The sequence below is a fragment of the Pseudomonas sp. NBRC 111140 genome (assembly GCF_001320885.1).
GTDB lineage: Bacteria > Pseudomonadota > Gammaproteobacteria > Pseudomonadales > Pseudomonadaceae > Aquipseudomonas > Aquipseudomonas putida_P.
This window is the reverse complement of record NZ_BCBQ01000005.1, coordinates 1-21,351: the sequence shown is the minus strand read 5'-3', so window position 1 is coordinate 21,351 and position 21,351 is coordinate 1. Positions and strand designations below refer to the sequence as shown.

General features: G+C 62.8%; 20 protein-coding genes. 7 read left to right on the top strand and 13 right to left on the bottom strand.

Translation table 11 applies throughout. The features are described 5' to 3' along the window. Window position 1: 1 nt before the first annotated feature. The 3 genes from APH42_RS02755 to plsB all read right to left on the bottom strand — a co-directional run bounded on the left by APH42_RS02755 (window position 2) and on the right by plsB (window position 3,686). On the bottom strand, window positions 2-691 hold the full coding sequence (locus APH42_RS02755; RefSeq protein ID WP_012270813.1) for a DUF4197 domain-containing protein: 690 nt from the start codon (window positions 689-691) through the stop codon (window positions 2-4). 33 nt (window positions 692-724) lie between these two features. Then, window positions 725-1,123, bottom strand: coding sequence for a YbaY family lipoprotein (locus APH42_RS02750; protein WP_012270814.1), 399 nt, complete (start codon window positions 1,121-1,123; stop codon window positions 725-727). Window positions 1,124-1,199: 76 nt separating this feature from the next. Further along, window positions 1,200-3,686: a glycerol-3-phosphate 1-O-acyltransferase PlsB gene (plsB, locus tag APH42_RS02745; protein ID WP_012270815.1), complete on the bottom strand. Its 2,487-nt coding sequence runs from the start codon at window positions 3,684-3,686 to the stop codon at window positions 1,200-1,202. A 233-nt stretch (window positions 3,687-3,919) separates the two neighbouring features. On the opposite strand from plsB, the gene APH42_RS02740 reads away from it, so the two are divergent. Next, window positions 3,920-4,129 (top strand): cold-shock protein, encoded by a 210-nt coding sequence (locus APH42_RS02740; RefSeq protein ID WP_003252255.1) that lies wholly within the window; start codon window positions 3,920-3,922, stop codon window positions 4,127-4,129. Window positions 4,130-4,193: 64 nt separating this feature from the next. Here APH42_RS02740 and APH42_RS02735 read toward each other — a convergent pair whose 3' ends face one another. Genes APH42_RS02735 through dapE form a run of 3 tightly spaced genes read right to left on the bottom strand, consistent with a single transcriptional unit; the run spans window position 4,194 to window position 6,553 of the window. Next, entirely contained in the window at window positions 4,194-4,571 is a 378-nt protein-coding gene (locus APH42_RS02735) for a hypothetical protein (protein WP_012270816.1), read from the bottom strand. An 18-nt stretch (window positions 4,572-4,589) separates the two neighbouring features. After that, window positions 4,590-5,402 (bottom strand): putative RNA methyltransferase, encoded by an 813-nt coding sequence (locus APH42_RS02730; RefSeq protein WP_060492674.1) that lies wholly within the window; start codon window positions 5,400-5,402, stop codon window positions 4,590-4,592. Continuing rightward, window positions 5,402-6,553 carry a succinyl-diaminopimelate desuccinylase gene (dapE, locus tag APH42_RS02725; RefSeq protein WP_012270818.1) on the bottom strand — a complete coding sequence of 384 codons (1,152 nt, stop codon included), beginning with the start codon at window positions 6,551-6,553 and terminating at the stop codon, window positions 5,402-5,404. The genes APH42_RS02730 and dapE overlap by 1 nt, the downstream gene beginning before the upstream one ends. Window positions 6,554-6,759: 206 nt before the next feature. Between dapE and APH42_RS02720 the strand changes: the two genes are divergently transcribed. The 4 genes from APH42_RS02720 (at window position 6,760) to APH42_RS02705 (ending at window position 11,737) form a co-directional block, all read left to right on the top strand. After that, window positions 6,760-7,407 carry a DUF1120 domain-containing protein gene (locus APH42_RS02720; protein WP_060492673.1) on the top strand — a complete coding sequence of 216 codons (648 nt, stop codon included), beginning with the start codon at window positions 6,760-6,762 and terminating at the stop codon, window positions 7,405-7,407. A gap of 106 nt (window positions 7,408-7,513) precedes the next feature. Beyond that, on the top strand, window positions 7,514-8,227 hold the full coding sequence (locus tag APH42_RS02715; RefSeq protein ID WP_012270820.1) for a fimbria/pilus chaperone family protein: 714 nt from the start codon (window positions 7,514-7,516) through the stop codon (window positions 8,225-8,227). Window positions 8,228-8,271: 44 nt separating this feature from the next. Beyond that, complete coding sequence (locus APH42_RS02710; RefSeq protein ID WP_060492672.1) at window positions 8,272-10,623, top strand: fimbria/pilus outer membrane usher protein; 2,352 nt, start codon at window positions 8,272-8,274, stop codon at window positions 10,621-10,623. Continuing rightward, window positions 10,589-11,737 (top strand): DUF1120 domain-containing protein, encoded by a 1,149-nt coding sequence (locus tag APH42_RS02705; protein WP_082421372.1) that lies wholly within the window; start codon window positions 10,589-10,591, stop codon window positions 11,735-11,737. Before APH42_RS02710 ends, APH42_RS02705 begins: the two co-directional genes overlap by 35 nt. Before the next feature lie 30 nt (window positions 11,738-11,767). On the opposite strand, the gene APH42_RS02700 is transcribed toward APH42_RS02705, so the two are convergent. Further along, window positions 11,768-14,356: a glycosyltransferase gene (locus tag APH42_RS02700; RefSeq protein ID WP_012270823.1), complete on the bottom strand. Its 2,589-nt coding sequence runs from the start codon at window positions 14,354-14,356 to the stop codon at window positions 11,768-11,770. A 119-nt stretch (window positions 14,357-14,475) separates the two neighbouring features. Between APH42_RS02700 and tcdA the strand changes: the two genes are divergently transcribed. Then, window positions 14,476-15,285, top strand: coding sequence for a tRNA cyclic N6-threonylcarbamoyladenosine(37) synthase TcdA (tcdA, locus tag APH42_RS02695; RefSeq protein ID WP_177336840.1), 810 nt, complete (start codon window positions 14,476-14,478; stop codon window positions 15,283-15,285). Window positions 15,286-15,447: 162 nt separating this feature from the next. Here the strand turns inward: tcdA and APH42_RS02690 are convergent, their stop codons facing one another. The 4 genes from APH42_RS02690 to APH42_RS02675 all read right to left on the bottom strand — a co-directional run bounded on the left by APH42_RS02690 (window position 15,448) and on the right by APH42_RS02675 (window position 18,555). Beyond that, window positions 15,448-15,858, bottom strand: coding sequence for a SufE family protein (locus tag APH42_RS02690; protein WP_012270825.1), 411 nt, complete (start codon window positions 15,856-15,858; stop codon window positions 15,448-15,450). After that, on the bottom strand, window positions 15,855-17,060 hold the full coding sequence (locus APH42_RS02685) for a cysteine desulfurase (protein ID WP_060492669.1): 1,206 nt from the start codon (window positions 17,058-17,060) through the stop codon (window positions 15,855-15,857). Before APH42_RS02685 ends, APH42_RS02690 begins: the two co-directional genes overlap by 4 nt. Window positions 17,061-17,141: 81 nt before the next feature. Then, window positions 17,142-18,176 carry a 2,3,4,5-tetrahydropyridine-2,6-dicarboxylate N-succinyltransferase gene (dapD, locus tag APH42_RS02680; RefSeq protein WP_012270827.1) on the bottom strand — a complete coding sequence of 345 codons (1,035 nt, stop codon included), beginning with the start codon at window positions 18,174-18,176 and terminating at the stop codon, window positions 17,142-17,144. A gap of 31 nt (window positions 18,177-18,207) precedes the next feature. Further along, window positions 18,208-18,555, bottom strand: a complete 348-nt coding sequence (locus tag APH42_RS02675) for an ArsC family reductase (protein WP_003252272.1) — start codon at window positions 18,553-18,555, stop codon at window positions 18,208-18,210. A gap of 308 nt (window positions 18,556-18,863) precedes the next feature. Here APH42_RS02675 and APH42_RS02670 point away from each other — a divergent pair, with 308 nt between their 5' ends. After that, window positions 18,864-20,510, top strand: a complete 1,647-nt coding sequence (locus tag APH42_RS02670; protein WP_012270829.1) for a Na+/H+ antiporter — start codon at window positions 18,864-18,866, stop codon at window positions 20,508-20,510. Between the two features lie 56 nt (window positions 20,511-20,566). On the opposite strand, the gene APH42_RS02665 is transcribed toward APH42_RS02670, so the two are convergent. Next, window positions 20,567-20,797 (bottom strand): hypothetical protein, encoded by a 231-nt coding sequence (locus tag APH42_RS02665; protein WP_060492668.1) that lies wholly within the window; start codon window positions 20,795-20,797, stop codon window positions 20,567-20,569. Window positions 20,798-20,938: 141 nt separating this feature from the next. Beyond that, window positions 20,939-21,351 (bottom strand): aminotransferase class I/II-fold pyridoxal phosphate-dependent enzyme (locus APH42_RS02660; RefSeq protein WP_156352725.1); only part of this gene is annotated, 413 nt, incomplete at its 5' end.

Genomic DNA, 21,351 nt, shown 5'->3' with positions numbered 1-21,351 from the left:
GTCACAGGGCGCCGAAGACCTTCTTGGCCAGGCTGGTAGCCGCCTGCGCCGGGTTCTGGCGAATGCTCTGCTCCTGCTTGCCAATCATCTCGAACAGGCCATCCAGCGCCTTTTCGGTCACGTAGTTCTCAATGCTGGCGCTCTTGGCGTCGACCACGCCCAGTGCCACCGCCTGCCCGGCAAAGTTGTTGTACTGCTGGGCCAGGCCGACCTTGTCGGTCGCCTGCTTGACGATTGGCAGGAACTTGGCGCGGATCTGCTCGCGGCTGCTCTTGTTCAGGTACTGGGTGGCCGAGTCGTCACCACCGCTGAGAATGCCCTTGGCATCGGTCACGCTCATGTTCTTCACGGCATCCACCAAAATCGCCTGGGCCTGCGGCACGGCGGCTTCGGCGGCCTTGTTCATGCTGGCTTCAAGGGCATCGACCTGTTCACCTTTGCCGAACATCTTCATGGCCTTGGCCGCTTTGCCCAGGTTGCCAGGCAATTCGATGCGCACGTCGGGGTTGTTGCTGAAGCCACCTGGGGTGCTCAACTGCTTGACGGCGAGCTGTGCGCCTTGGGTCAGGGTATCTTTCAGGCCGCCAGTGGCGTCTTTCTGGCTCAGGTCGCCCAGCGACAAGGCCAGGGCGCTGGCCGACAGCAGCAGGCCGGCGCACAGGGTAGTGAAGCGCAGGGAAGTGCGGATCATGAAGCTTTCCTTGTAAACGGATGAATACGGGTATCAGCGAATCGGGTCGACTTTGATACGTACCGATTGTGGGTCACTGCCGTCGAGCGCGACACCATGGTGTTCGGTATTGATGAACAGCAGCTTTCCATCCAGCTCGATGCGCGCGCTTACCGCGTAGCGGTGGCCAGGTTTGACCTGGGCCGGGTCGTAGGTGAGGTGGAACGGCAACGGTACGTTGCCTTTGACCGGGCCGGCCTGGCGGGCCAGGGTTACGGCGGGTGCGTCCATCAGCGACACGTCCTGCAGTTCCACGCTCAGGGTGGCGGCAGGTGGCAGGGCGATACGCTGCAGGTAGAAGACTTCACCGTCCAGGCTGGCCTGGTTGGATGGGGTTTGGCTGGAACAGGCTGCGAGCAGGGATGCGCAACACAGCATAAAGAGCTTTTTCATGGTATCTCCGAAGTCCTTGGCGTTGGCTTGTGGCCAACCCCAGGGACTGTAGCGGATTTTCCCGACGGATAAAGCCTCAGATGGTCGAAGATTCCAGCCCGTCGTCACGGTGCAGGGCCACCTGGCGGATCGACAGGCGCAATTCGGCCGACAGCACACGCTTGGCCACGCCCTCGGCCAGCTCGCCGAGCTTGTCGTGATACCCCAGCTTGCCTTGTGTGTCGGTGTGCAGCACGCCTTGCTGCAGCAGGGTCTGGATGAAGTGGCGGAACAGCGTCTTGTCGAAGAATTCCGGGGCGTTCAAGCCATGCAAAATCGACAGGCGCTGGGCCATCATCACGCACAGGTCTTCCAGCGCTTCGGCGCTGAGGCTGTTCTGCCCGCTGTTGATCAGCAGCGAAGTGGCCATGTAGAAGCGCTGCAGGGTCTGGGTGATAGTGCGGGCGAGCAGGGTTAGTAGCACGAACTGCCGCGAGCTTGGCGCCGGGCGTACGTACACGTCGTTCTCCTGGCGTAGCAGGCCTTGCTCGACCAGCGCGGCCAGCCATTGGTCGATGACCTCGTCCAGCTGCTCCGGCGCCCAGCGCAGGAACAGCTCGGCCTGCAGGTAGGGGTAAAGCGCGTGCACATACTGGCCCAGCAGTTCGCGGCTCATGCGCGAGCTGCTGAGGAAGAAGCTGGCCAGCAGCGCCGGCAGGGCGAAGATGTGCAGCACGTTGTTGCGGTAATAGGTCATCAGTACCGCATTGCCTTCATCCAGGAAGAGGATGCGGCCCAGGGCGTCCTTCTGCTCAGCCACCAGGTTCATGCTGCGCACGTGTTCGATCAGCGCCTGGCCGTCGCCATCGGGCAAGGTGGTGTGCGGCGAGTAGGGCACCTGGCGCAGCAGGGCCAGGTACAGGTCGAGCACGCGGGTCAGGGCGCGCTCGTCCAGGGCCAGGCGGCTGGTGGACAGCAAAGCCAGGGCCACCAGGTTGACCGGGTTGATGGCGGCCGCCTCGTTGAGGTGACGGGCCACGGTTTCACCCAGGCGGGTGGTGGTGGCGTTGAGCCAATCCGGGCGGTACTGCGGGCCGTGATCCTGTTCGCGCCAGCCGGGCTGCTGCTGGTCGAGGAAACCGGCCAGGCGGATCGGTTCGCCGAAGTTGACGTAGACCTGGCCAAAGCGCTGCTTGAGTGCACCGAACACCTTGAAGATGTCGAGCACCGATTCTTTCTTCTTGCTGGCGCCGCGCAGTTCGCCCAGGTAGGTGCGGCCTTCGAGCACGCGCTCGTAGCCGATGTACACCGGCACGAACACGATTGGCGTACGTGACGAACGCAGGAAGCTGCGCAGGGTAATGGCCAGCATCCCGGTGCGCGGCTGCAGCATGCGCCCGGTACGCGAGCGGCCGCCTTCGACGAAGTACTCGACCGGGAAGCCCTTGGTGTACAGGGTGTGCAGGTACTCGTTGAACACCGCCGTGTAAAGCGGGTTGCCCTTGAAGGTGCGGCGCATGAAGAACGCGCCACCGCGGCGCAGCAGGTTGCCCACCACTGGCATGTTGAGGTTGATGCCCGCAGCCACGTGCGGTGGGGTGAGGCCGTTGCGGAACAGCAGGTACGACAGCAGCAGGTAATCGATGTGGCTGCGGTGGCACGGCACGTAGATCACTTCGTGGCCGGGGGCTATGCCCTGAACCTGTTCGATGTGGTTGACCTTGATGCCGTCGTAGATCTTGTTCCAGAACCAGCTGAGTACCACTTCGAGAAAGCGTATGACGGTGTAGGTGTAGTCCGAGGCGATTTCGTTGCCGTAGCGCAGTGCCTGGGCTTCGGCCTTGGCAAGCGGCAGGTTTTCTCGCTGGGCCTCGTCGGCGATGGCCTGGCGCACCAGTGGCGCGTGAACCAACCCCTTGACCAGGTTGCGCCGGTGCGAGATGTCCGGGCCGATGACGGCAGTCTTGAGGTTGCGAAAATGCACGCGCATCAGGCGCTGGGCCATGCGCACGGTGCGCGCGTGGCCTTTGTTGTGCTGCACCAGTTCACGCAGGTGGATCGGCGCGGAGAACTGCACCCGAGTCTTGCGCCCCAGAATCAGTACGGTCAGCAGCCGGCGCAGGCGCCCGGTCACCGCCCAGCTGTCGGCGAACAGCAGCTTCCATGGGCTGGATTCGCTGGCCGGGGTCTGCCCCCAGAACACGCTGACTGGAATGATCTGCGCATCTTCTTCGGCATGCTGGCTGACCGCCGCCACCAGGCGCTCAAGCGTAGGCGGGGCACCACTTTTGTCCTGGCGCCCGAGCCAGTCCGGGTCGGGGGTCAGGTAGAAGAACGCGGCCGGCTCTTGCAGTGGGCCGACGGCTACCGGCAGCACCGGGCGCGGCAGCCCCGCCTTGGTGCATTCGTGGTCGAGCACGGCCAGGTCGGTGAGCGACGGCGAGGGCAGGGCATAGAACACTGGCCGGCTGCGGTCGAGGTTGAGGGTCATGGAAGACTGGTTGATGGTCTCGGAGCGCACCCACAGGTACAACAGGCGACGCAGGCCGCCGAAGATCAGGCGGTGCAGGGGGGAACGGGTCATGGGGTGTGTGCCCTGGGTGTGATTTTCAGGTGAGTATCCAGCTATTTAGTCTGCCGTATCGGCGTAAGTTCAGCAAAAATCGGCCAACTGCGGGACCGTCATCAATTTTTTTTGTTCTGTGTCATATACTCGGCCTGCCACTTGCAGGATATTTCAGCAAGCGGCGTTGGCACGGGGCAGGTCGCCTCATGCCTGCAAGGCGATCTTCACAATAAAAAACCGGAGTAGTTCAGATGTCGTCTCGTGAGACTGGGAATGTAAAGTGGTTCAACGATGCCAAGGGTTATGGCTTCATTCAGCGCGAAGGTGGTGCGGATGTATTCGTCCACTATCGGGCGATCCGCGGTGAGGGGCATCGTACCCTGGTCGAAGGGCAGCGGGTGGAATACGCCTGCGTGCAGGGCCAGAAAGGCCTGCAAGCCGAAGACGTAGTGGGCCTCTGAGCCTTTTGCGGTAGGCCTCAAGCTGCAAGTTGACCGTGTAACTTGCAGCCTGAAGCAACCTGTTTCAGCTGGTACGCCAGGTGATTTCCTCTTCACCATCGGCACTGATGCGGACCCAGCGGTCGGCATCTTCTTCCCCGTCTTCCTCGACCCAGCCACCCGGCGCGCAGCGTACTTCCACACCGAGTGCGGCGAATGCGGCGTGGGCGCAGGCCACGTCATCAGCCCACGGCGTCTGGTCGCTTTCCAAGTAAAGGCTGTTCCATTTCCCTACAGCCTTGGGTAACCAGGTGACCGGAATGTTACCGGCCCGACATTTGAAGGTATGGCCTTTCTGCTGCCATTCGCTGCACGGGCCGATTGCCTGGGTGAGCCACTCGGCAATCTGCTTGTGGTCGACGTCGGCGTCCTTCAGGTAGATCTCGATATCAGGTTGGCGCATAAAGGGCTCCGGGTGTACTCAGTCTTGGCGCACGAAATAGTCATAACGCATGGAAACCGTAACTTCGAACGGCTCGGGCTGGTCGATGACCCGGGCACGTTTTTCGGCGCTGGCGCGCCAGCCGTGCGGGGTCATGGCCAGCAGGTCGGCGCGGGCCTTGGGCGCAGCCAGGCTCAGGCGGAACTCGAGGGTTTCGCTGTGGGCATGGGCCATGCCTTCAGGGATCAAGGCCAGGTGTTTGTCGTCGGCGTAAGGGCGCACTTCATCGTAGAGCACTTCGCGCAGTTCCATCAGGTGGCCGCTGGTCGGTCCGACCCGCATCAGCCCACCGCCAGGGCTGAGCAGGCGCTTGGCCTCGGCCCAGTCCAGCGGGCTGAACACACTGGCGATGAACTGGCAGCTGGCGTCGGCCAGCGGCACACGGGCCATGCTGGCGACCATCCAGGTGACTTCCGGTGCACGGCGGCAGGCACGCTTGACCGCTTCGCGGGAAATGTCCAGTGCATAACCGTCGGCGGCCGGCAGGGCCTGGGCGAGCTGCGCGGTGTAGTAACCCTCGCCGCAGCCAATGTCCAGCCAGGCGCCAGGTTGACGCTCGGCAGCCAGCTCGGCCAGGCGACGGGCGACCGGCGCGTAGTGGCCACCGTCGAGGAAGTCGCGGCGGGCCTCGACCATAGCCTGGTTGTCACCTGGGTCGCGGCTGTTCTTGTGCTGCACCGGCAGCAGGTTCAGGTAACCCTGGCGGGCGCGGTCGAAGCGGTGGCCTGCCGGGCACGCCACACCCTTGTCGACTTGCGCCAGGGGCGCCTGGCAAAGAGGGCAGGCGAGCATCAGGCGAGCAACCGGACCAGGGTCTGGTAGTAGATCTCGGTCAGCAGGTCGAGGTCGCTGGCCAGGATCCGCTCGTCCACCTGGTGAATGGTGGCATTGACCGGGCCCAGTTCGACCACCTGGGTACCCATGGTGGCGATGAAGCGACCATCGGAAGTGCCACCGCTGGTGGACGGCTGGGTGTCGCGCCCGGTGACGCCCTTGATGCTGGACGCTACCGCGTCGAGCAGTTCGCCCGGTTCGGTGAGGAATGGCAGGCCCGACAGTGCCCAGTCGATCGACCAGTCCAGTTCATGCTTGTCGAGAATCGCCGACACCCGCGCCTGCAGGCCTTCGACGGTGGACTCGGTGGAGAAGCGGAAGTTGAACAGCGCGGTCAGCTCGCCCGGGACCACGTTGGTAGCGCCGGTACCGGAATTGAGGTTGGAGATCTGGAAGCTGGTGGGTGGGAAGAATGCGTTGCCTTCATCCCAGTGCTCGGCGGCCAGTTCTGCCAGCGCCGGGGCGGCGAGGTGGATCGGGTTGCGTGCCAGGTGCGGGTAAGCCACATGGCCCTGCTTGCCGCGCACGGTCAGTTTGGCGCCCAGCGAGCCACGGCGGCCGTTTTTCACCACATCACCCAGCAGGGTAGTGCTGGACGGTTCGCCGACAATGCACCAGTCCAGGCGTTCGTTACGCGCTTTCAGGCGCTCGACCACTGCCTTGGTGCCGTGGTGGGCCGGGCCTTCTTCGTCGCTGGTGATCAGGAACGCGACCTTGCCGCGGTGGTTGGGGTAGTCCTGCACGAAGCGCTCGCTGGCGATCACCATGGATGCCAGGCTGCCCTTCATGTCGGCGGCGCCTCGGCCGCAGAGCATGCCGTCGGCGTCGATCAGTGCTTCGAACGGTTCATGCTGCCATTGCTGCACCGGGCCGGTGGGCACTACGTCGGTGTGGCCGGCGAAACACAGAACCGGGCCGTCCTGGCTGCCGTGGGTGGCCCAGAAGTTGTCGACGTCTTCAATGCGCATTGGTTCCAGCTCGAAGCCCACGGCGCCCAGGCGGTTCATCATCTGCGCCTGGCAGTCGGCGTCGACGGGGGTGACCGAGGGACGGCGGATCAGGTCGCAGGCCAGTTGAAGGGTAGGCGAGAGCTCGGCAGGCGCCGTCATGGTAAATCTCCGAAAGCAGGGCAAGGCAGGCAAGGAGCGGTAGTTTAAAGCAAAACCTTAGTGTGAAGCGTGTGGTGTCGATTGATCGCAACAGAACGCTTGCCTTGAGGGGAGGTATTTCACGCTGAATACGCAGTGCGGGTGGGGGTAGGTTGCATCGGCCCCTAGAGGGTCAACCAACTCGCATCGAAAGGTACAAGAGCGCTATGAATATCAAGCAGTGGATTGCCATGGGTATGGCACTGGGATGCAGTACAGCCGTGTTCGCCAATACGACAGATGTCATCGTCAGCGGAGTGATCAAGCCAAGTGCATGCACGCCGTCGCTCAGCGGAGGCGGAACGTTCGACTTTGGTGTCATCACGGCTGCCGAGCTCAGAGAGGATTACGTGACCCGGTTCAAATCGCAGCCCCAGCAGCTTGCCGTGAACTGTGGTGCGCCAACTCGGTTCGCCTTGCGGGGCGTTGATGGTCGGGCAGACAGCAATATGATGCCTTCCAACGTCACGTTCGGCCTGGGTACCAATGATCTCGACCAGCGTATTGGGGCTTATTTCCTGCAAGGGGTTGCAAGCTCTGTTGTCGTCGACGGGAACAGTTCAGTGACTCGTCTGATTACGGCCGACAGCGGCAAATCCTGGGCGCCGGACAGCAACTCAATTAATTTCAGCCTGTACAACGGTAAGGAGGGCCACTTTCACGGCTTTGCGGTAGACGCGCAGATACCTACTGCCATCAAGCAGTTGACCGCTGACCTGCAGGTCGACATGACCATCGCCGCGCTCAGGAACCTGACGGTCACCGACGACATCACCATCGATGGTGCTTCGACCATCGAAGTGTCCTACCTCTAAGGGCGCACCGAGCGCGCGCTTGTCGCTACGATGGCAAGCGCGGGCTCGGTCCCTTCCCTCGCTCGCTGCCTTTCGGGCAGCGAGCCTGTCTTGTATCGAGTCGAGCATGAGCAAATTGAAGCAATTGCTGTTGAGTGCTGGCTGCATGCTGCTGTCGATCAGCGGCGCCCAGGCCGCCGGCATGGTCCCGGAAACTTCCGTGGTGATCGTCAATGAAGCCGAAGGCGAGGCAACGATCACGGTGCGAAATGATGATCCAGCCCCAGCGCTGTTACTGGTAACCCTGCAGAACCTGCCGGAGGATGAGGAGCCCCTGTTGTTCCTCACCCAGCCCGCCTGGCGTGTCGAGGCCGGCGAGCAGCAGCAGGTGAGGTTCATGCTGCGTGCAACCGCGCCTCTGCACACCCAGCGGTTGAAGCGGGTTGTATTCGAAGGCGTGCCACAGCAGGAAGTGGCCGGTAAGCGTATTGCCAGGGTGGGGGTCAGTGTAAGGCAGAACCTGCCGGTCATCATTCACCCCAAGGGCCTGGCCCCCAACCGCTCGCCCTGGGAGGGCTTGCAGTGGCGCTACGGCACGCAAGGTTTACAGGTTGATAACCCGACGCCCTATGTGGTTAGGCTGGCGCAGGAAGTGAGGTTGATGCCTGCGAATGCGCAAGGCTACTTGCCACGCGCCTACATTTTGCCTGGCGAGTCGCTTGAGGTTCGCCTGGAATCGCCAGCCCCACAGGCCCCGCAAAGTGTCAGGCTGTTCCCGGCCACAGTGTACGGCTTTGCCGTCGATGAATTTGAAGCGCCGTTACTCAGGGGCGGCAATTGAATGGGCGGGCCAAGAGCAGCCGAACAGCGAACTGGCAATGTCTGATGGCGCTCCCTTGGGCCTTTCTATTTCTTGAGTGCAGAGCCAGCGATGGCCTGACATTCGATCTCGAACTCCTGCGTCAACGGGGTTTGAGTGAGGAACTTGCGGCCTACTTTCGTGACATGCCGCGTTTCACCCCAGGCAATCACATCGTGAGCCTGACTATAAACGGCTCACGATCAGGAACGGTACAGGCACGCTTTCTGGACGACGGCAGCTTGTGCATTGACACTGGCCTGCTCGAGGCGGGTGGGATTCGGTTGCCGACGGCTGCGGCGAGCGAAAACCAGGGCTCCTGCATCGACTTGCTGTCAAGCTACCCACAGAGTCAGATACAGGCAGACCCTCAGTCCGCCAGTGTGACCATGGTGGTGCCTGCGCAAGCCCTGCGCCCGGCCGCCGCAGGCGATGACCTTTCGGCATATGACTCAGGTGGGTTCGCTGCAATGTTCAACTACGACGTGTCGATGCTCGATACGCGTTTCAAGGACGGCAGCAGCAGATCCTGGACTGCCCTTACCGAGCCGGGTTTGAACCTGGGGGACTGGATCGTGCGCAGCCGTCAGATTGCCAGTCTGGGGCAACAGGCAAGTCGGCTCAACGCACTGGAAGCCTACGCCCAGCGAACGTTCGCCGATCAGGCGACTGTCCTGCAGGTCGGTCAGATCCAGATGGGTAACCCCGTGCTGAGCGGCGTTTCGGTTGACGGTTTTCAGCTGTTTTCCGAGCAGGCGTTGGGCCATCTACAACAACGTCGCGTGGTTCAAGGCATCGCCAAGTCCCAAGCGAGGGTGGAGATCTACCAGCGCAACCGCCTGGTGTATGCCACCGTCGTGCCGCCAGGCCCGTTTTCCATTGATAGCCCTGCGCCAGTCGATGCCTTTGCTGAACTGGAAATGGTTATCCATGAAGCGGACGGTGAGGAGCGTCGCCTGACCTTGCCTGCCTCGCCGATGGCGGCGGGGTTATCAGGAGGGTACCAGTTCGGCATTGGTCAACTTCGCCACAGTCGCGCCGCGTCACCTTGGGTGCTTAGCGCCGGGTGGAGCGGGAGTGTGCTTGATGGCTTGGAAGTGGGGGGAGGGCTAATTGCGACCGACAGCTATCAGGCTACCGGGTTCGCGCTCGGTGCTCAGCCGTGGACGCAGGCTCAGATGCAATGGTCGCTGGGCTACTCGCAGCCGTTGCATCAGGAGAGGGGGATGCAAAGCCAGATGACCCTGAACCAGCAGTTTGCCGGCGGATGGGGAGCGGGCTTGACCTATGGGCTGCAGAGCCAAAGTTATCAGGACCTCCAGCAGGCACTTGAGCCGTCAGGTCGCTTGGAGGGCTTGCGCGATTTTTTCAGCGTCGGCCTGTCATGGCAGGGCACTGGGCTGGGCAACTTCAGTGTCGGGGGCGGCCAATCGCGCACGCGTAATGGCCAGACCAGCAGCCAGGCAAACCTGCGCTGGGGAGCGACGTTGGGGCAGGTGTCATTGAATGCTGGTGTGGAATGGAGCCTCAGAGGAGCAGATGATCGAGGGCGTCTTCTTTACATGAGCGCTAGCGTGCCATTGGGCACCAATCGTCGTCTTGGTGCCTCGACCCGAGCTTCAGGTGACCAGTACCGTTCTTCATTCAACCTGCGAGAACAGGTCAGCGATACGTTAGGTTATCGCCTGAGTGGCAGTCACGATAGCCATGATCCGGCGCTGCTACCCAGTGTGGGGGTTTCCTGGCTGGCCCCCTTCAGCCAGGTGCAGCTGGATTACTCAAAGACTGGCGATTCTGCACGAACCCTGGCAGCCAACCTGCGCGGTGGGGCCCTTGGGCATGCACAGGGCATCACGCTAGCACCTTATTCCATTCAGGATACTTTCGCGCTCATCGAAGTGGGTGATCTTCACGGGGTGAAAGTCGATACGCCCAGCGGCCCCGTATGGACCGATCGCCAAGGCCGAGCCATTGCCTCACGGATTACCCCCTACGCAGACAATCGAGTGCAGGTGCAGCCCCGAAGCCTGCCGCGCAGTGTCGATCTGGCCAACAGCCTTGGCATCGTACGGGCAGGTCGAGGCGCGGTTTCCCAATTGAGTTTCATCGTCGAGCGGACCAGGCGCGTGCTGTTGCAGACTTTGCAGGGCGACGGGCCGCCCTTGGCGGACAGTTCCATGGTAGTGGATGCCAACGGAAGCTTCGTGACCATGGTGCAGGCCGGAGGCTTGATATTCCTGCATGACTTCCAAGAGGAAGAGCGCTACCACGTGACCTCGCCAGACGGCTCTGGTTGTGCCCTTGAATTCACCCTCAGCGACAGCCCGGACCCGGAGCAATATTATGAAACGACCACCGCACGCTGCCATGCGATCTGAATGCGTGTGCAGACAGCTGTGCCTGGCCTTGCTGTTGATGGGCATGAGCTGTGCTGCGGCCGCACAGGGTTGTCAGATTACGCTCGGCCAGCCCCAGATCGATTACGGCAAGGTCAACAAGACCCAGTTGCAGAAACAAGGCAATCGCTACCTACTGGGAGAGCGGCACCTGCAGATGACAGTCCAGTGTTCCAGAGATACCGATATGGTCCTCAGCTATCTGGCTGATGGCATCAATGGCGAGTTTTTCGGTTTTGCTGAGCGAGGGCAGTATTCACTGCTGCTTTCTGATGCGCGGCTCGATGGCCGTCCGGTGGCCTTGGGAGCAGCAAGCGCGCGCAGCCCCTGGCAGATGAAGGGCGACAAGGTTCACTGGTTGCCAGCAATGCAGCTCGCGCCACTAGAGGCCAATGTACCCCTTCAAGGCACTACCTTCACGGCTCGCCTGACCGTTGATGCATGGCTCGACGCAACGTCGGATCTGTCGAGCACGGCCGAGCTGCAGGCAAGTGGCATGATGGCTGTCGACGATGCTGCCGTGAGCCTGGCACTGCAAGCCAATGTTGTACCCGCAGCGTGTAAATTGCATCTGGGCAATGACGGCCTCGTGGATTTTGGCGTGATCGCGACCGGGGAGTTGTCTGCCAGTAAAACCAGTACCTTGCGACGGTCTTTGTCCGCCGCGGTGACTTGTGACAGCCCCACTCGGTTTGCCCTTCGCGCGATTGACAACCGCCAGTCAGGAACGTTCGCCCATGTGCAAGGCCTTGCACGTTCTGTCTTGTTTGGCGCGGGTAAAAAGGCCAGCGACAGCCTGGCGTGGTCGTTGCGGTTCGACGGTGCGGTGGTAGGCGATGGGCTTGCATTGCAACCCCTGTATTCCTCTCAAGGTGGTGCTGGCTGGGAGCCAACCCCACGAACAGCGTTCCTTCACACCGACAATCGCCTGCACGGGTTCGCGGCCAGCGAACGCACTGCTGCCGGGCCTACCTTGATCAGGCAGCTCGACGCTATGCTGATGGTCGAGCTGTATGTTGCGCCTATGCGCCAGCTCGACCTGCGTGACGAGACGCTCATCGATGGGGCGGCCACGCTGGAGCTCATCTATCTGTGAGGATGAGCTGCAGGTGGCCGGCAGTCCAGGTCAAGTGTGCGCGGGATGTACCTGGGGTGCAGGCTTGGGCAGCGATGACAGGAACGCCATCACCAGCGCCGCCAGATAAGGCAATGACTGTACCAGCAGCATCGCCACCCAGAAGCGCATGTCCGAGCTCGGCAGCCCCTGCACCAGGTAGATGCCCAGCGCCGCCCCCCACAGCAGCAACATGATGAACAGCTCTTCACGCGCTTCGGAAATCGCCACCAGCAACCCGTGGCTGTCGGCATTCTTTGGCGTGCGGAAGAACGGCATGCTGCTGGTGAAGAACCCGTACAGCACCGCCTTGGCGATGGTATGTGACAGCGCCAGCCCCGCCAGCGCCGCCGCAAAGGCATCCTTCAGGTTCACCCCCACAGCACGGCGGTAGAGGAAGATGATTTTGCCGACCTTGAAGAAGAACAGCGCCAGTGGCGGGATGGCGAAGATCATCAGTGGCGGGTCGACCCGGTGCGGCACGATGATCATCGCCGCCGACCACAGCAACGCACCGACGGTGAAGAAGATGTTCATGCCATCGGCGATCCATGGCAGCCAGCCGGCCAGGAAGTGATAGCGTTGGCCACGGGTCAGCTCACTGCCCTTGCCGCGCAGCAGGGCGCCGGCGTGGTGCTTGATGATCTGGATGGCGCCGTAGGCCCAGCGGAAGCGCTGCTTCTTGAAGTCGATGAAGGTGTCGGGCATCAGGCCTTTGCCGTAGCTGTTGTGGGCATAGGCGGCCGACAGGCCCTTCTCGAATACCCGCAGGCCCAGTTCGGCGTCCTCGCAGATGCACCACTCGGCCCAGCCCAGCTCTTGCAGCACGCTGCGCCGGGTCATGGTCATGGTGCCGTGCTGGATGATCGCATCACGGTCGTTGCGGGTGACCATGCCAATGTGGAAGAAGCCCTTGTATTCGCTGTAGCACAACTTCTTGAAGGCGCTTTCGTGCTGGTCGCGGTAGTCCTGCGGCGACTGCACCACGGCAATTTTCGGGTCGGCGAAGTGCGGCACCATGTGCTTGAGCCAGTTGCGGTCGACGCAGTAGTCCGAGTCGATGACCGCGATCACTTCGGCGTCTTTGGCCGTGTGCGGGATCAAGTAGTTCAGCGCGCCACCCTTGAAACCGGCCAGGGGCGCGACGTGGAAGAACTTGAAGCGCTCGCCGAGCTTCTCGCAGTGGGCCTTGAGCGGCTCCCACACGGCTGGGTCCTTGGTGTTGTTGTCGATCACCAGCACTTCGTAATCGGGGTAGTCCAGGGCAGCCAGGGCGTCGAGGGTTTGTTTCACCATTTCTGGCGGTTCGTTGTAGCACGGCACATGCACCGACACCTTGGGCCGGTAGGCACTGTCGGCCTGCACCGGCAGGAACTCGCGGCGGCGCTTGTGTATCCAGACGGCCTCGGCCAGTTCGTGGGCTTCGGTGAGCAGCACGATGAACACGCCCAGCGCGCCGAGGGCCAGCAGCACGCCCACGGTCAGGCTGAACCAGGTGCTGTACTGCTGGCTGTAGTCGTAGGCGATCCACACCAGCACCGACCCGCACAGGAAGGTGATGAACGTGAGGAAGGTCCGGCCACGCTGGCGCAGGGCCGAGCCGTCGATGAACAGCACCATCAGGGCGATCATCGCCAGCACCACCGAGGCCACCGCCAGAGCACGCCACTGCGGGATCGCCACCACCGGGCCGTCGAAGTTGAACTTCTGCTGGCGCTCGGCGTTGTACACGCCCCAGTAGGCGCCTACCGAGCCTTCGTCGCTGGCTTTCCACGGCTGGTCGTAGGCTTCGATGACAAAGTAGTTGTAGCCACGGCGGTTGAGGGTGTTGACCAGGGTGCGCAGGTAGATGGCCTGGTCGGCCTGGGTGGCATCGGCACCCCCGCGCATGCGGCCGTTGCTTGGCCAGCCGACTTCCGACAGCAGCAGGGGTTTGCGCGGGAACTGGTGCTTCAGCTCACGGGCGCGGTCGAGGACGAACTCGACCGAGTCCTTCATCGGCACGAACTCCCAATAGGGCAGGATGTGCGCGGCAATCAGGTCGACGTGCTTGGCCAGTTCCGGGTGTTCCTTCCAGATGTGCCATTGCTCACTGGTGGTCACCGGCACTTTTACGGCCGCACGTACCCGATCCAGGTATTTGATCAGGTTTTCCGGGGTGACTTCTTCGCGGAATAGCGCCTCGTTACCGACCACTACCCGCACCACACTGCGCGAGGTGTTGGCCAGCTCGATGGCGGTGGCGATTTCGCGTTCGTTGCGTTCCAGGTCCGGGCTGATCCAGATACCCAGCGTCACCCGCAGGCCGAACTCCTCGGCCAGGCGCGGGATGTCGGCCTGGGTGCCTTCCACGGTGTAGATACGGATGCTGTCGGTCAGTTTGCTCAACTGCTCCAGGTCCTGGCGCATCTCGTCGTCAGTAGGGTACTGGCCCTTCTGCGGGCTTTCACCCAGGCGGAACGGCGAATACGAAAAGCCAGAGATCTGCTCTGGCCAGGCGGGGGCGGAAACCGGGCGGTTGATCAGTGCCCAGAACCCGGTGAACAGCGCGGCGATGGCCAGCACCACAACCAGGTTCAGGCCGAATTTACGTGAAGACATTGTCGTCCATTTGTGTCGAAGTGATAGGACATTAAAGCAGGGTTGGTAGTCTCTTTCCTAACGATGCAGGCGATGGGCTCGCTGGCATATAATGCGCGCCGGTTTTTTGGGGTATGAACATGAGCACAGAAGATCCACGCTTCGCCGGCGTTGCCCGGCTGTACGGCGACCAGGGGCTGCAACGCCTGGGCCAGGCCCATGTGGCGGTGGTCGGTATTGGCGGAGTGGGCTCCTGGGTGGCCGAAGCGTTGGCCCGCAGTGGCGTGGGCGAAATCACCCTGTTCGACCTGGACGATGTCTGCGTCAGCAACACCAACCGCCAGGCCCATGCCCTGGAAGGTCAGGTGGGGCGGCCCAAGGTCGAGGTCATGGCCGAACGCCTGCGAGCGATCAACCCGGCGTGCAAGGTGCATGCGGTGGCTGACTTCGTCACCCGCGAGACCATGGTCGAGTACATCACCGAGCACCTCGATTGCGTGATCGACTGCATCGACAGCGTGATGGCCAAGGCGGCGCTGATCGCCTGGTGCCGGCGGCGCAAGATCGCGATTGTCACCACCGGTGGTGCGGGTGGGCAAATCGACCCGACGCAGATCCAGATCGCCGACCTGAACAAGACCTTCAACGACCCGCTCGCTTCGCGGGTGCGCTCAACCCTGCGCCGCGACTACAACTTCTCGCGTAATGTCAGCCGCAACTATGGCGTACCGTGCGTGTTCTCCAGCGAACAGCTGCGTTATCCCAAGGGCGATGGCAGCGTTTGCCTGCAGAAAAGCTTCGTGGGTGAGGGCGTAAGGCTGGACTGCTCGGGTGGTTTTGGCGCGGTGATGATGGTGACCGCGACCTTTGGCATGGTGGCAGCCAGCAAGGCGATCGAGAAGCTGGTGGCCGGTGCGCGGCGCCCTTCGGAGCGTATCAAACCTGAGTAACCATTCTCAGGCCTACTCGGTCTTTGTAGGAGCGGCCTTGTGTCGCGAAAGGGCCGCAAAGCGGCCCCAGCAATTTTGGCGGCGAAGCTGAAAATGTGGGGGCCGCTGCGCGCCCCATCGCGACACAAGGCCGCTCCTACAGGGAGCAGCGTTGCCCTGGATTTAGCGGTTGGACGCCAACTCCGCCATCCGCTGCAGCACCGCATGCAGCCCATTGCTGCGCGACGGCGACAGTTGGCGCTCAAGCCCCAGCTGTGTAAACCACGCGCGCAGATCGAGCATGGCCAACTCGTCACTGGCCAACCCCTGCACCCGCACCAGCATCAACGCCAGCAGCCCGCGCAACAGGCGTGCATCGCTACTGGCCTTGAACCGCCACAAGCCGTCGACCTGCTCGGCCACCAGCCAGACCAGGCTTTCGCAGCCATGCACCCGGTTGGCTTCGGTCTTTTCAGTCTCGGCCAGCGGTTCCAGTCGCTCGCCCCATTGCATCAGCAGCCGCGCGCGCTGCTCCCAGCCCTTGCCCTGTTCAAAAGCGTCCAGCGCCTGGCGTGCCTGCTCCGGCATGTTCATCGCAGCAGCTCCAGGCCCTGATCCAGCGCCGTGAAAAAGCGCTGCAAGTCATCGCTGTCGTTGTACAAGCCCAGCGACACCCGAATTGCGCCTTCCAGGCCCAAGCCTTTCAGCAGCGGCATGGCACAGTGGTGACCGGCGCGCACGGCAATGCCTTGCTCGGTGAGCAAGTGGGCAATATCGGCATTGTGCACGCCCTCGATGACGAAGCTGGCCAGGGCCGCCTGTGGCGTACCGAGTATGCGCACGCCTTCGCGGTCAGCCAGGCCGCGCAGCAGGTGCTGGTGCAGGCTGGTTTCGTGGGCCGCGACCGCTTGGGCATCGAGGCTGGCCAGGTAGCCCAGGGTTGCGCCAAGGCCGATCACCCCGGCTATGGGCGGCGTACCTGCCTCGAACCCCAGCGGTGCCGGGCGGAAGCTGGCGCTGTGGTACTCGGCAAGTTGCACCATCTCGCCACCGAACTGCCAGTGGCGCAGCAGCCCCAGCGCTTGGCTGTGGCCATAAAGCACGCCGACGCCGTCCGGGCCGTACAGCTTGTGGCTGGAAAACACATAGAAGTCGCACCCCAGTTGCTGCACGTCATGGCGGCCGTGCACCACGCCCTGGGCACCATCGACCACGGTCAGCGCGCCTTGGGCGCGGGCATGGGCCAACAGCGCCGGTAGCGGTTGCCAGGTACCCAGTACGTTGGACAGCTGGCTGACGGCCAGCACGCGGGTGCGCGGGCCGATCAGTTGCAGTGCCTGGTTCAGGTCGATGTAACCATGAGCGTCCAGCGGCAGTACCACCAGGCGCAGGTTGCGCCGGTGCGCCAGCTGTTGCCAGGGCAGCAGGTTGGCATGGTGCTCCAGGGCACTGACGGCAATTTCGTCCCCGGCTTCGAGGCGGTGTTCCAGGCCGTATGCCAGCAGGTTCAGTGCCGAGGTGGCGCCGTGGGTGAACACCACTTGCCGTGAGTCTGCGGCATTGAGCCAGGCGGCGACCTTGTCGCGGCTGGTTTCGAAGGCTTGGGTCGCCAGCGCACCGGGCAAGTGCTGGGCACGGTGCACGTTGGCTGCGCCATGGCCGTAGTAATGGCTCAGGGCATCGAGCAGGGCTTGCGGTTTCTGGCTGGTGGCGGCGCTGTCCAGGTAGGTCTGGTGCTGCCGTTGCAGGGCGGCGATGGCGGGAAAGTCGGCACGCCAGGGGGAGGGCTGGAACATGTTCGCGGGGCCTGGAATGAAAATCGGGTCTGGCGCGTTGGCGCCAGACCCGATCTTAACACTTCAAACCCGACAAGGTTCTCAGTTGTGGGCGTGCAGTGCTTCGTTCAGCTCGATGGCCGACTTGTGAGTCTTGCACTCTACGGCGCCGTTCAGCGAGTTGCGGCGGAACAGCAGGTCGGTCTGGCCAGCCAGGTCGCGGGCCTTGACCACTTTCACCAACTCGTTGTTCTCGTCCAGCAGGTTCACCTTGGTGCCGGCGGTGATGTACAGGCCGGCTTCGACGGTGTTGCGGTCGCCCAGCGGAATGCCGATACCGGCGTTGGCGCCGATCAGGCAGCCTTCGCCGACCTTGATGACGATGTTGCCGCCACCGGACAGGGTGCCCATGGTCGAGCAACCGCCGCCCAGGTCCGAACCTTTGCCGACGAATACGCCAGCGGACACGCGGCCTTCGATCATGCCCGGGCCTTCGGTGCCCGCGTTAAAGTTGACGAAGCCTTCGTGCATGATGGTGGTGCCTTCGCCGATGTAGGCGCCCAGGCGCACACGGGCGGTGTCGGCGATACGCACGCCGGCCGGGACCACGTAGTCGGTCATTTTCGGGAACTTGTCCACCGAGAACACTTCCAGCAGCTCGCCCTTCAGGCGCGCTTCCAGTTGCAGCTCGGCCAGTTCGGCCAGATCGACCGCGCCCTGGTTGGTCCAGGCCACGTTCGGCAGCAGCGGGAAGATACCGGCCAGGCTCACGCCGTGTGGCTTGACCAGGCGGTGCGACAGCAGGTGCAGCTTGAGGTAGGCCTCTGGGGTGGAGGTCAGGGCAGCGTCTTCGGCCAGCAGGGTGGCGACCAGCGGCTTGTGGCTCTCGGCCAGGCGGGTCAGCAGGGCGGCCTGGGCAGCATCAACGCCTTTCAGGGCTTCGGCCAGTTGGGCGGCCTGGCCGTTGCTGAAGGCGATGGCCTGGTTGCCACCTTCGTAACCGAGAACAGGGGCTACCGCAGCAACCAGTTCGGCGCTCGGGTTAAGCAAAGGTTGTGCGTAGAACACTTCCAGCCAGGCGCCCTGGCGGTTCTGGGAGCCGACACCGAAGGCCAGGCTGAACAGGGTATTGGACATGTGATTACCTCGTGCGAAATAGGGTAGGGGCTCAGGCCAGGGCAGCGGCGTACAGGTCGGGCTTGAAGCCGACCAGGGTACGCGCGCCAAGGTCCAGCACCGGGCGTTTGATCATCGACGGCTGGGCCAGCATCAGCTCGACGGCCTTGGCCTGGTCGAGGTCTGCCTTGCTGGCGTCGTCCAGCTTGCGGAATGTGGTGCCGGCACGGTTGAGGATGACTTCCCAGCCGTGTTCGTCGCACCAGCGGTTCAGGCTGTCACGGTCGATGCCTTGGGTCTTGTAATCGTGGAATTCGTAGGCGATGGCCTTGTCTTCGAGCCAGGTACGCGCCTTTTTCATGGTGTCACAGGCTTTTATGCCGTAGAGCGTGTAGGTCATTGTGTACATTGGGGGTGCAGGTTGCCCCAATCTCTCCGTTTTTCGATGTCAGTCGCGGGATTATGCGGGAACCAAACTGTGAGCGCCACGGGTGTGCTCGCCTTGAGTCTTGCAGTGGGTCGGCGATTGGGTGCCGGCCGTGCGGCGCTCGATCTCACAGACGAAGAAGTATCATCATGTTACATATTCACCTGCCACCTGCGACTATCGTGCAGCGGCCCCAAACCGTCGGTCGCCGCTAACATATTGTTTCAATGGCGATGTTTCGCCCTGCTATCGTTTCTGGTTCACAAAGGAAGCTCTCCCGGATGCAGTCCGCCTACACCGTCCTCATCCTGCTGACGCTGGTCAGCCTGTCGAAGCTGGTCGGCCGCATGATTCCGCTGCCCTTGCCGCTGGTGCAGATCGCCGCCGGTGCCTTGCTGGCCTTGCCGACACTGGGCCTGCATGTGGCCCTTGACCCCGAACTGTTCCTGTTCCTGTTCTTGCCGCCGCTGCTGTTTGCCGACGGCTGGCGCATCCCCAAGCGGGAGCTGTGGCGCATTCGCGGGCCCGTGGTGGCGCTGGCCGTCGGGCTGGTCCTTTTCACCGTGGTCGGGGCTGGTTACTTCATTCACTGGCTGCTGCCGAGCATCCCGTTGCCAGTGGCCTTCGCCCTGGCAGCGGTACTTTCGCCAACCGACGCCGTGGCGGTTTCGGCCATTGCCCAGGACCGCCTGCCCACGCCGCTGATGCACATGCTGCAGGGCGAAGCCCTGATGAACGATGCATCGGGCCTGGTGACCTTCAAGTTTGCCTTGGCAGCGGCGATTACCGGGGTGTTTTCGCTGACCGATGCAAGCTTCAGTTTTGTCCTGGTCGCGCTTGGCGGTCTGGCGGTGGGTGTGGGCTTGAGCTGGCTGGTCGGCCGCCTGCGCGCCTGGATGATCGCTCGCGGCTGGGACGACCCAGCCACGCATGTGGTGTTCATGCTGCTGTTGCCATTTGCTGCCTATGTGCTGGCCGAGCGTCTTGGCGTGTCGGGCATCCTTTCGGCGGTGGCGGCGGGCATGATGCAGAGCTGGCTCGACCTGCTGCCACGGCAAACCAGCACCCGCCTGCTCAACCGCAGCGTCTGGTCGCTGCTGGAGTTTGCCTTCAACGGCCTGATCTTCCTACTGTTGGGCCTGCAGTTGCCGGACATCATCAAGGCGGTGGTCAGCCACGAACCCACCGTCTGGCCGACCCTGGCCTACCGCTGCCTGGATGTGGTGGCGATCTTTGCCGCGCTTATCCTGCTGCGTTACATCTGGGTGCAGAGCATCTGGCGCTCGATCGGCGTGGTGCGTCGCTGGCGTGGCAAACCGGCGCTGGTGCTGATGCCTACAGCGCGCTCCTGCTGGCTGCTGACCCTGGGCGGGGTACGGGGGGCGGTGACCTTGGCAGGTGTGATGTCGGTGCCGTTGCTGATGGGGGCGGGCAAGGCCTTCCCGGAACGTGACTTGTTGATCTTCATTGCCGCCGGGGTGATCCTGCTGTCGTTGATCAGTGCCTGTATCGCGTTGCCGCTGTTGCTGCGCGGGGTGACCAAGAGCCCGGACGAGCGCCTGCGCCAGGAAGTGCAGGAAGCCTGGCGGCGCACGGCCGAAGCGGCGATCCATGCCCTGGAGGCAGAGGAGGTGATCGACAGCAATGCGCCGCAGGACGCCGCGCAGGCGACCTTGGCGACCGAACTGAAAGCGCGGTTGATGGCAGAATACCGGGATGAGCTGGACAGCTACAACGACAGCGCCGAAGCCAAGGCGCTGGCCGAGCAGATGGACCTGCTGGAGCGGCATTTGCGCTTGCGTGCACTGAGGGCGCAGCGGTTGGAGCTATACAACCTGCATCGCCAGCACCTGGTCGGAGATGAGGTCGTGCGCCAGGTCCTGGGGGAGCTGGACATGAGTGAAGCGAACCTTGGGCAAGTCAGGTAGGGCGTCGAAATGGCGAGGATTGCCCGCGCTCACCGAGAGCACGGGCGTTGCCTGGCTTACTTGCAGGCAGGGGAGCCATCGAGGCGCAGCAGGGTTTCGCCCACCTCTATGAAACCGTCGCCGTTCACATCCATCAGTGCCAGGATGGCATCCCTCTCATCGCTACTGTGCAAGTTGTCGAAGCGCTTCTTGAATTCTTCCAGCGAAACCTTGCCGTCGCCGTTGTCGTCCATTTCGAGGAGCCAGCTTTTGGCATCCTGACATATATCGCTGCTGATCTGGGTCATGGGTGTTGCCTCGTCTGCGGTGGAGGAGGCTTAACCTTAAGGTCGGGGTGATTGGGGCGATATTGGCGTATTCAGCCTGGCCGGTAGGGCAATTCGACGGCGTCGATCTGCCCTGCCGGTCGGCAAGGTTTTCAGGACGGTTCAGCGCTTTTGCAAGAACGCGCGAATACGCTCCGCCGCCTCGATGCACTCGGCCAGGGGGGCAACCAGGGCCATGCGCACACGCCCGCTACCGGGGTTCACGCCGTCGACTTCGCGGGACAGGTACGAACCTGGCACCACGGTCACGTGTTCGGCTTCGAACAGGTCACGGGTGAAGGCGGCATCGTCGTTGCCCGGCACCTTGGCCCACAGGTAGAAGCTGCCGTCCGGGCGTTGTACGTCGAGCACCGGTTGCAGGATATCCAGCACGGCATCGTACTTGGCTCGGTACTGGTCGCGGTTGGCGCGCACATGTGCCTCGTCCTGCCAGGCGGCGACGCTGGCCAGTTGGGTCTGCACGGGCATGGCACAGCCGTGGTAGGTCCGGTACAGCAGGAACGGCTTGATGATCT

Bases quoted from the DNA above. Each gene is read 5' to 3' on its own strand.
- APH42_RS02690 (WP_012270825.1), bottom strand. From the start codon at position 15,858: ATGAACATGCCGGAGCAGGCACGCCAGGCGCTGGACGCTTTTGAACAG.
- APH42_RS02740 (WP_003252255.1), top strand. From the start codon at position 3,920: ATGTCGTCTCGTGAGACTGGGAATGTAAAGTGGTTCAACGATGCCAAG.
- APH42_RS02720 (WP_060492673.1), top strand. From the start codon at position 6,760: ATGAATATCAAGCAGTGGATTGCCATGGGTATGGCACTGGGATGCAGT.
- APH42_RS02685 (WP_060492669.1), bottom strand. From the start codon at position 17,060: ATGTTCCAGCCCTCCCCCTGGCGTGCCGACTTTCCCGCCATCGCCGCC.
- APH42_RS02675 (WP_003252272.1), bottom strand. From the start codon at position 18,555: ATGACCTACACGCTCTACGGCATAAAAGCCTGTGACACCATGAAAAAG.
- plsB (WP_012270815.1), bottom strand. From the start codon at position 3,686: ATGACCCGTTCCCCCCTGCACCGCCTGATCTTCGGCGGCCTGCGTCGC.
- APH42_RS02730 (WP_060492674.1), bottom strand. From the start codon at position 5,402: ATGCTCGCCTGCCCTCTTTGCCAGGCGCCCCTGGCGCAAGTCGACAAG.
- APH42_RS02665 (WP_060492668.1), bottom strand. From the start codon at position 20,797: ATGACCCAGATCAGCAGCGATATATGTCAGGATGCCAAAAGCTGGCTC.
- APH42_RS02710 (WP_060492672.1), top strand. From the start codon at position 8,272: ATGGCGCTCCCTTGGGCCTTTCTATTTCTTGAGTGCAGAGCCAGCGAT.
- APH42_RS02735 (WP_012270816.1), bottom strand. From the start codon at position 4,571: ATGCGCCAACCTGATATCGAGATCTACCTGAAGGACGCCGACGTCGAC.
- tcdA (WP_177336840.1), top strand. From the start codon at position 14,476: ATGAGCACAGAAGATCCACGCTTCGCCGGCGTTGCCCGGCTGTACGGC.
- dapE (WP_012270818.1), bottom strand. From the start codon at position 6,553: ATGACGGCGCCTGCCGAGCTCTCGCCTACCCTTCAACTGGCCTGCGAC.
- dapD (WP_012270827.1), bottom strand. From the start codon at position 18,176: ATGTCCAATACCCTGTTCAGCCTGGCCTTCGGTGTCGGCTCCCAGAAC.
- APH42_RS02715 (WP_012270820.1), top strand. From the start codon at position 7,514: ATGAGCAAATTGAAGCAATTGCTGTTGAGTGCTGGCTGCATGCTGCTG.
- APH42_RS02670 (WP_012270829.1), top strand. From the start codon at position 18,864: ATGCAGTCCGCCTACACCGTCCTCATCCTGCTGACGCTGGTCAGCCTG.
- APH42_RS02705 (WP_082421372.1), top strand. From the start codon at position 10,589: ATGAAACGACCACCGCACGCTGCCATGCGATCTGAATGCGTGTGCAGA.
- APH42_RS02755 (WP_012270813.1), bottom strand. From the start codon at position 691: ATGATCCGCACTTCCCTGCGCTTCACTACCCTGTGCGCCGGCCTGCTG.
- APH42_RS02700 (WP_012270823.1), bottom strand. From the start codon at position 14,356: ATGTCTTCACGTAAATTCGGCCTGAACCTGGTTGTGGTGCTGGCCATC.
- APH42_RS02750 (WP_012270814.1), bottom strand. From the start codon at position 1,123: ATGAAAAAGCTCTTTATGCTGTGTTGCGCATCCCTGCTCGCAGCCTGT.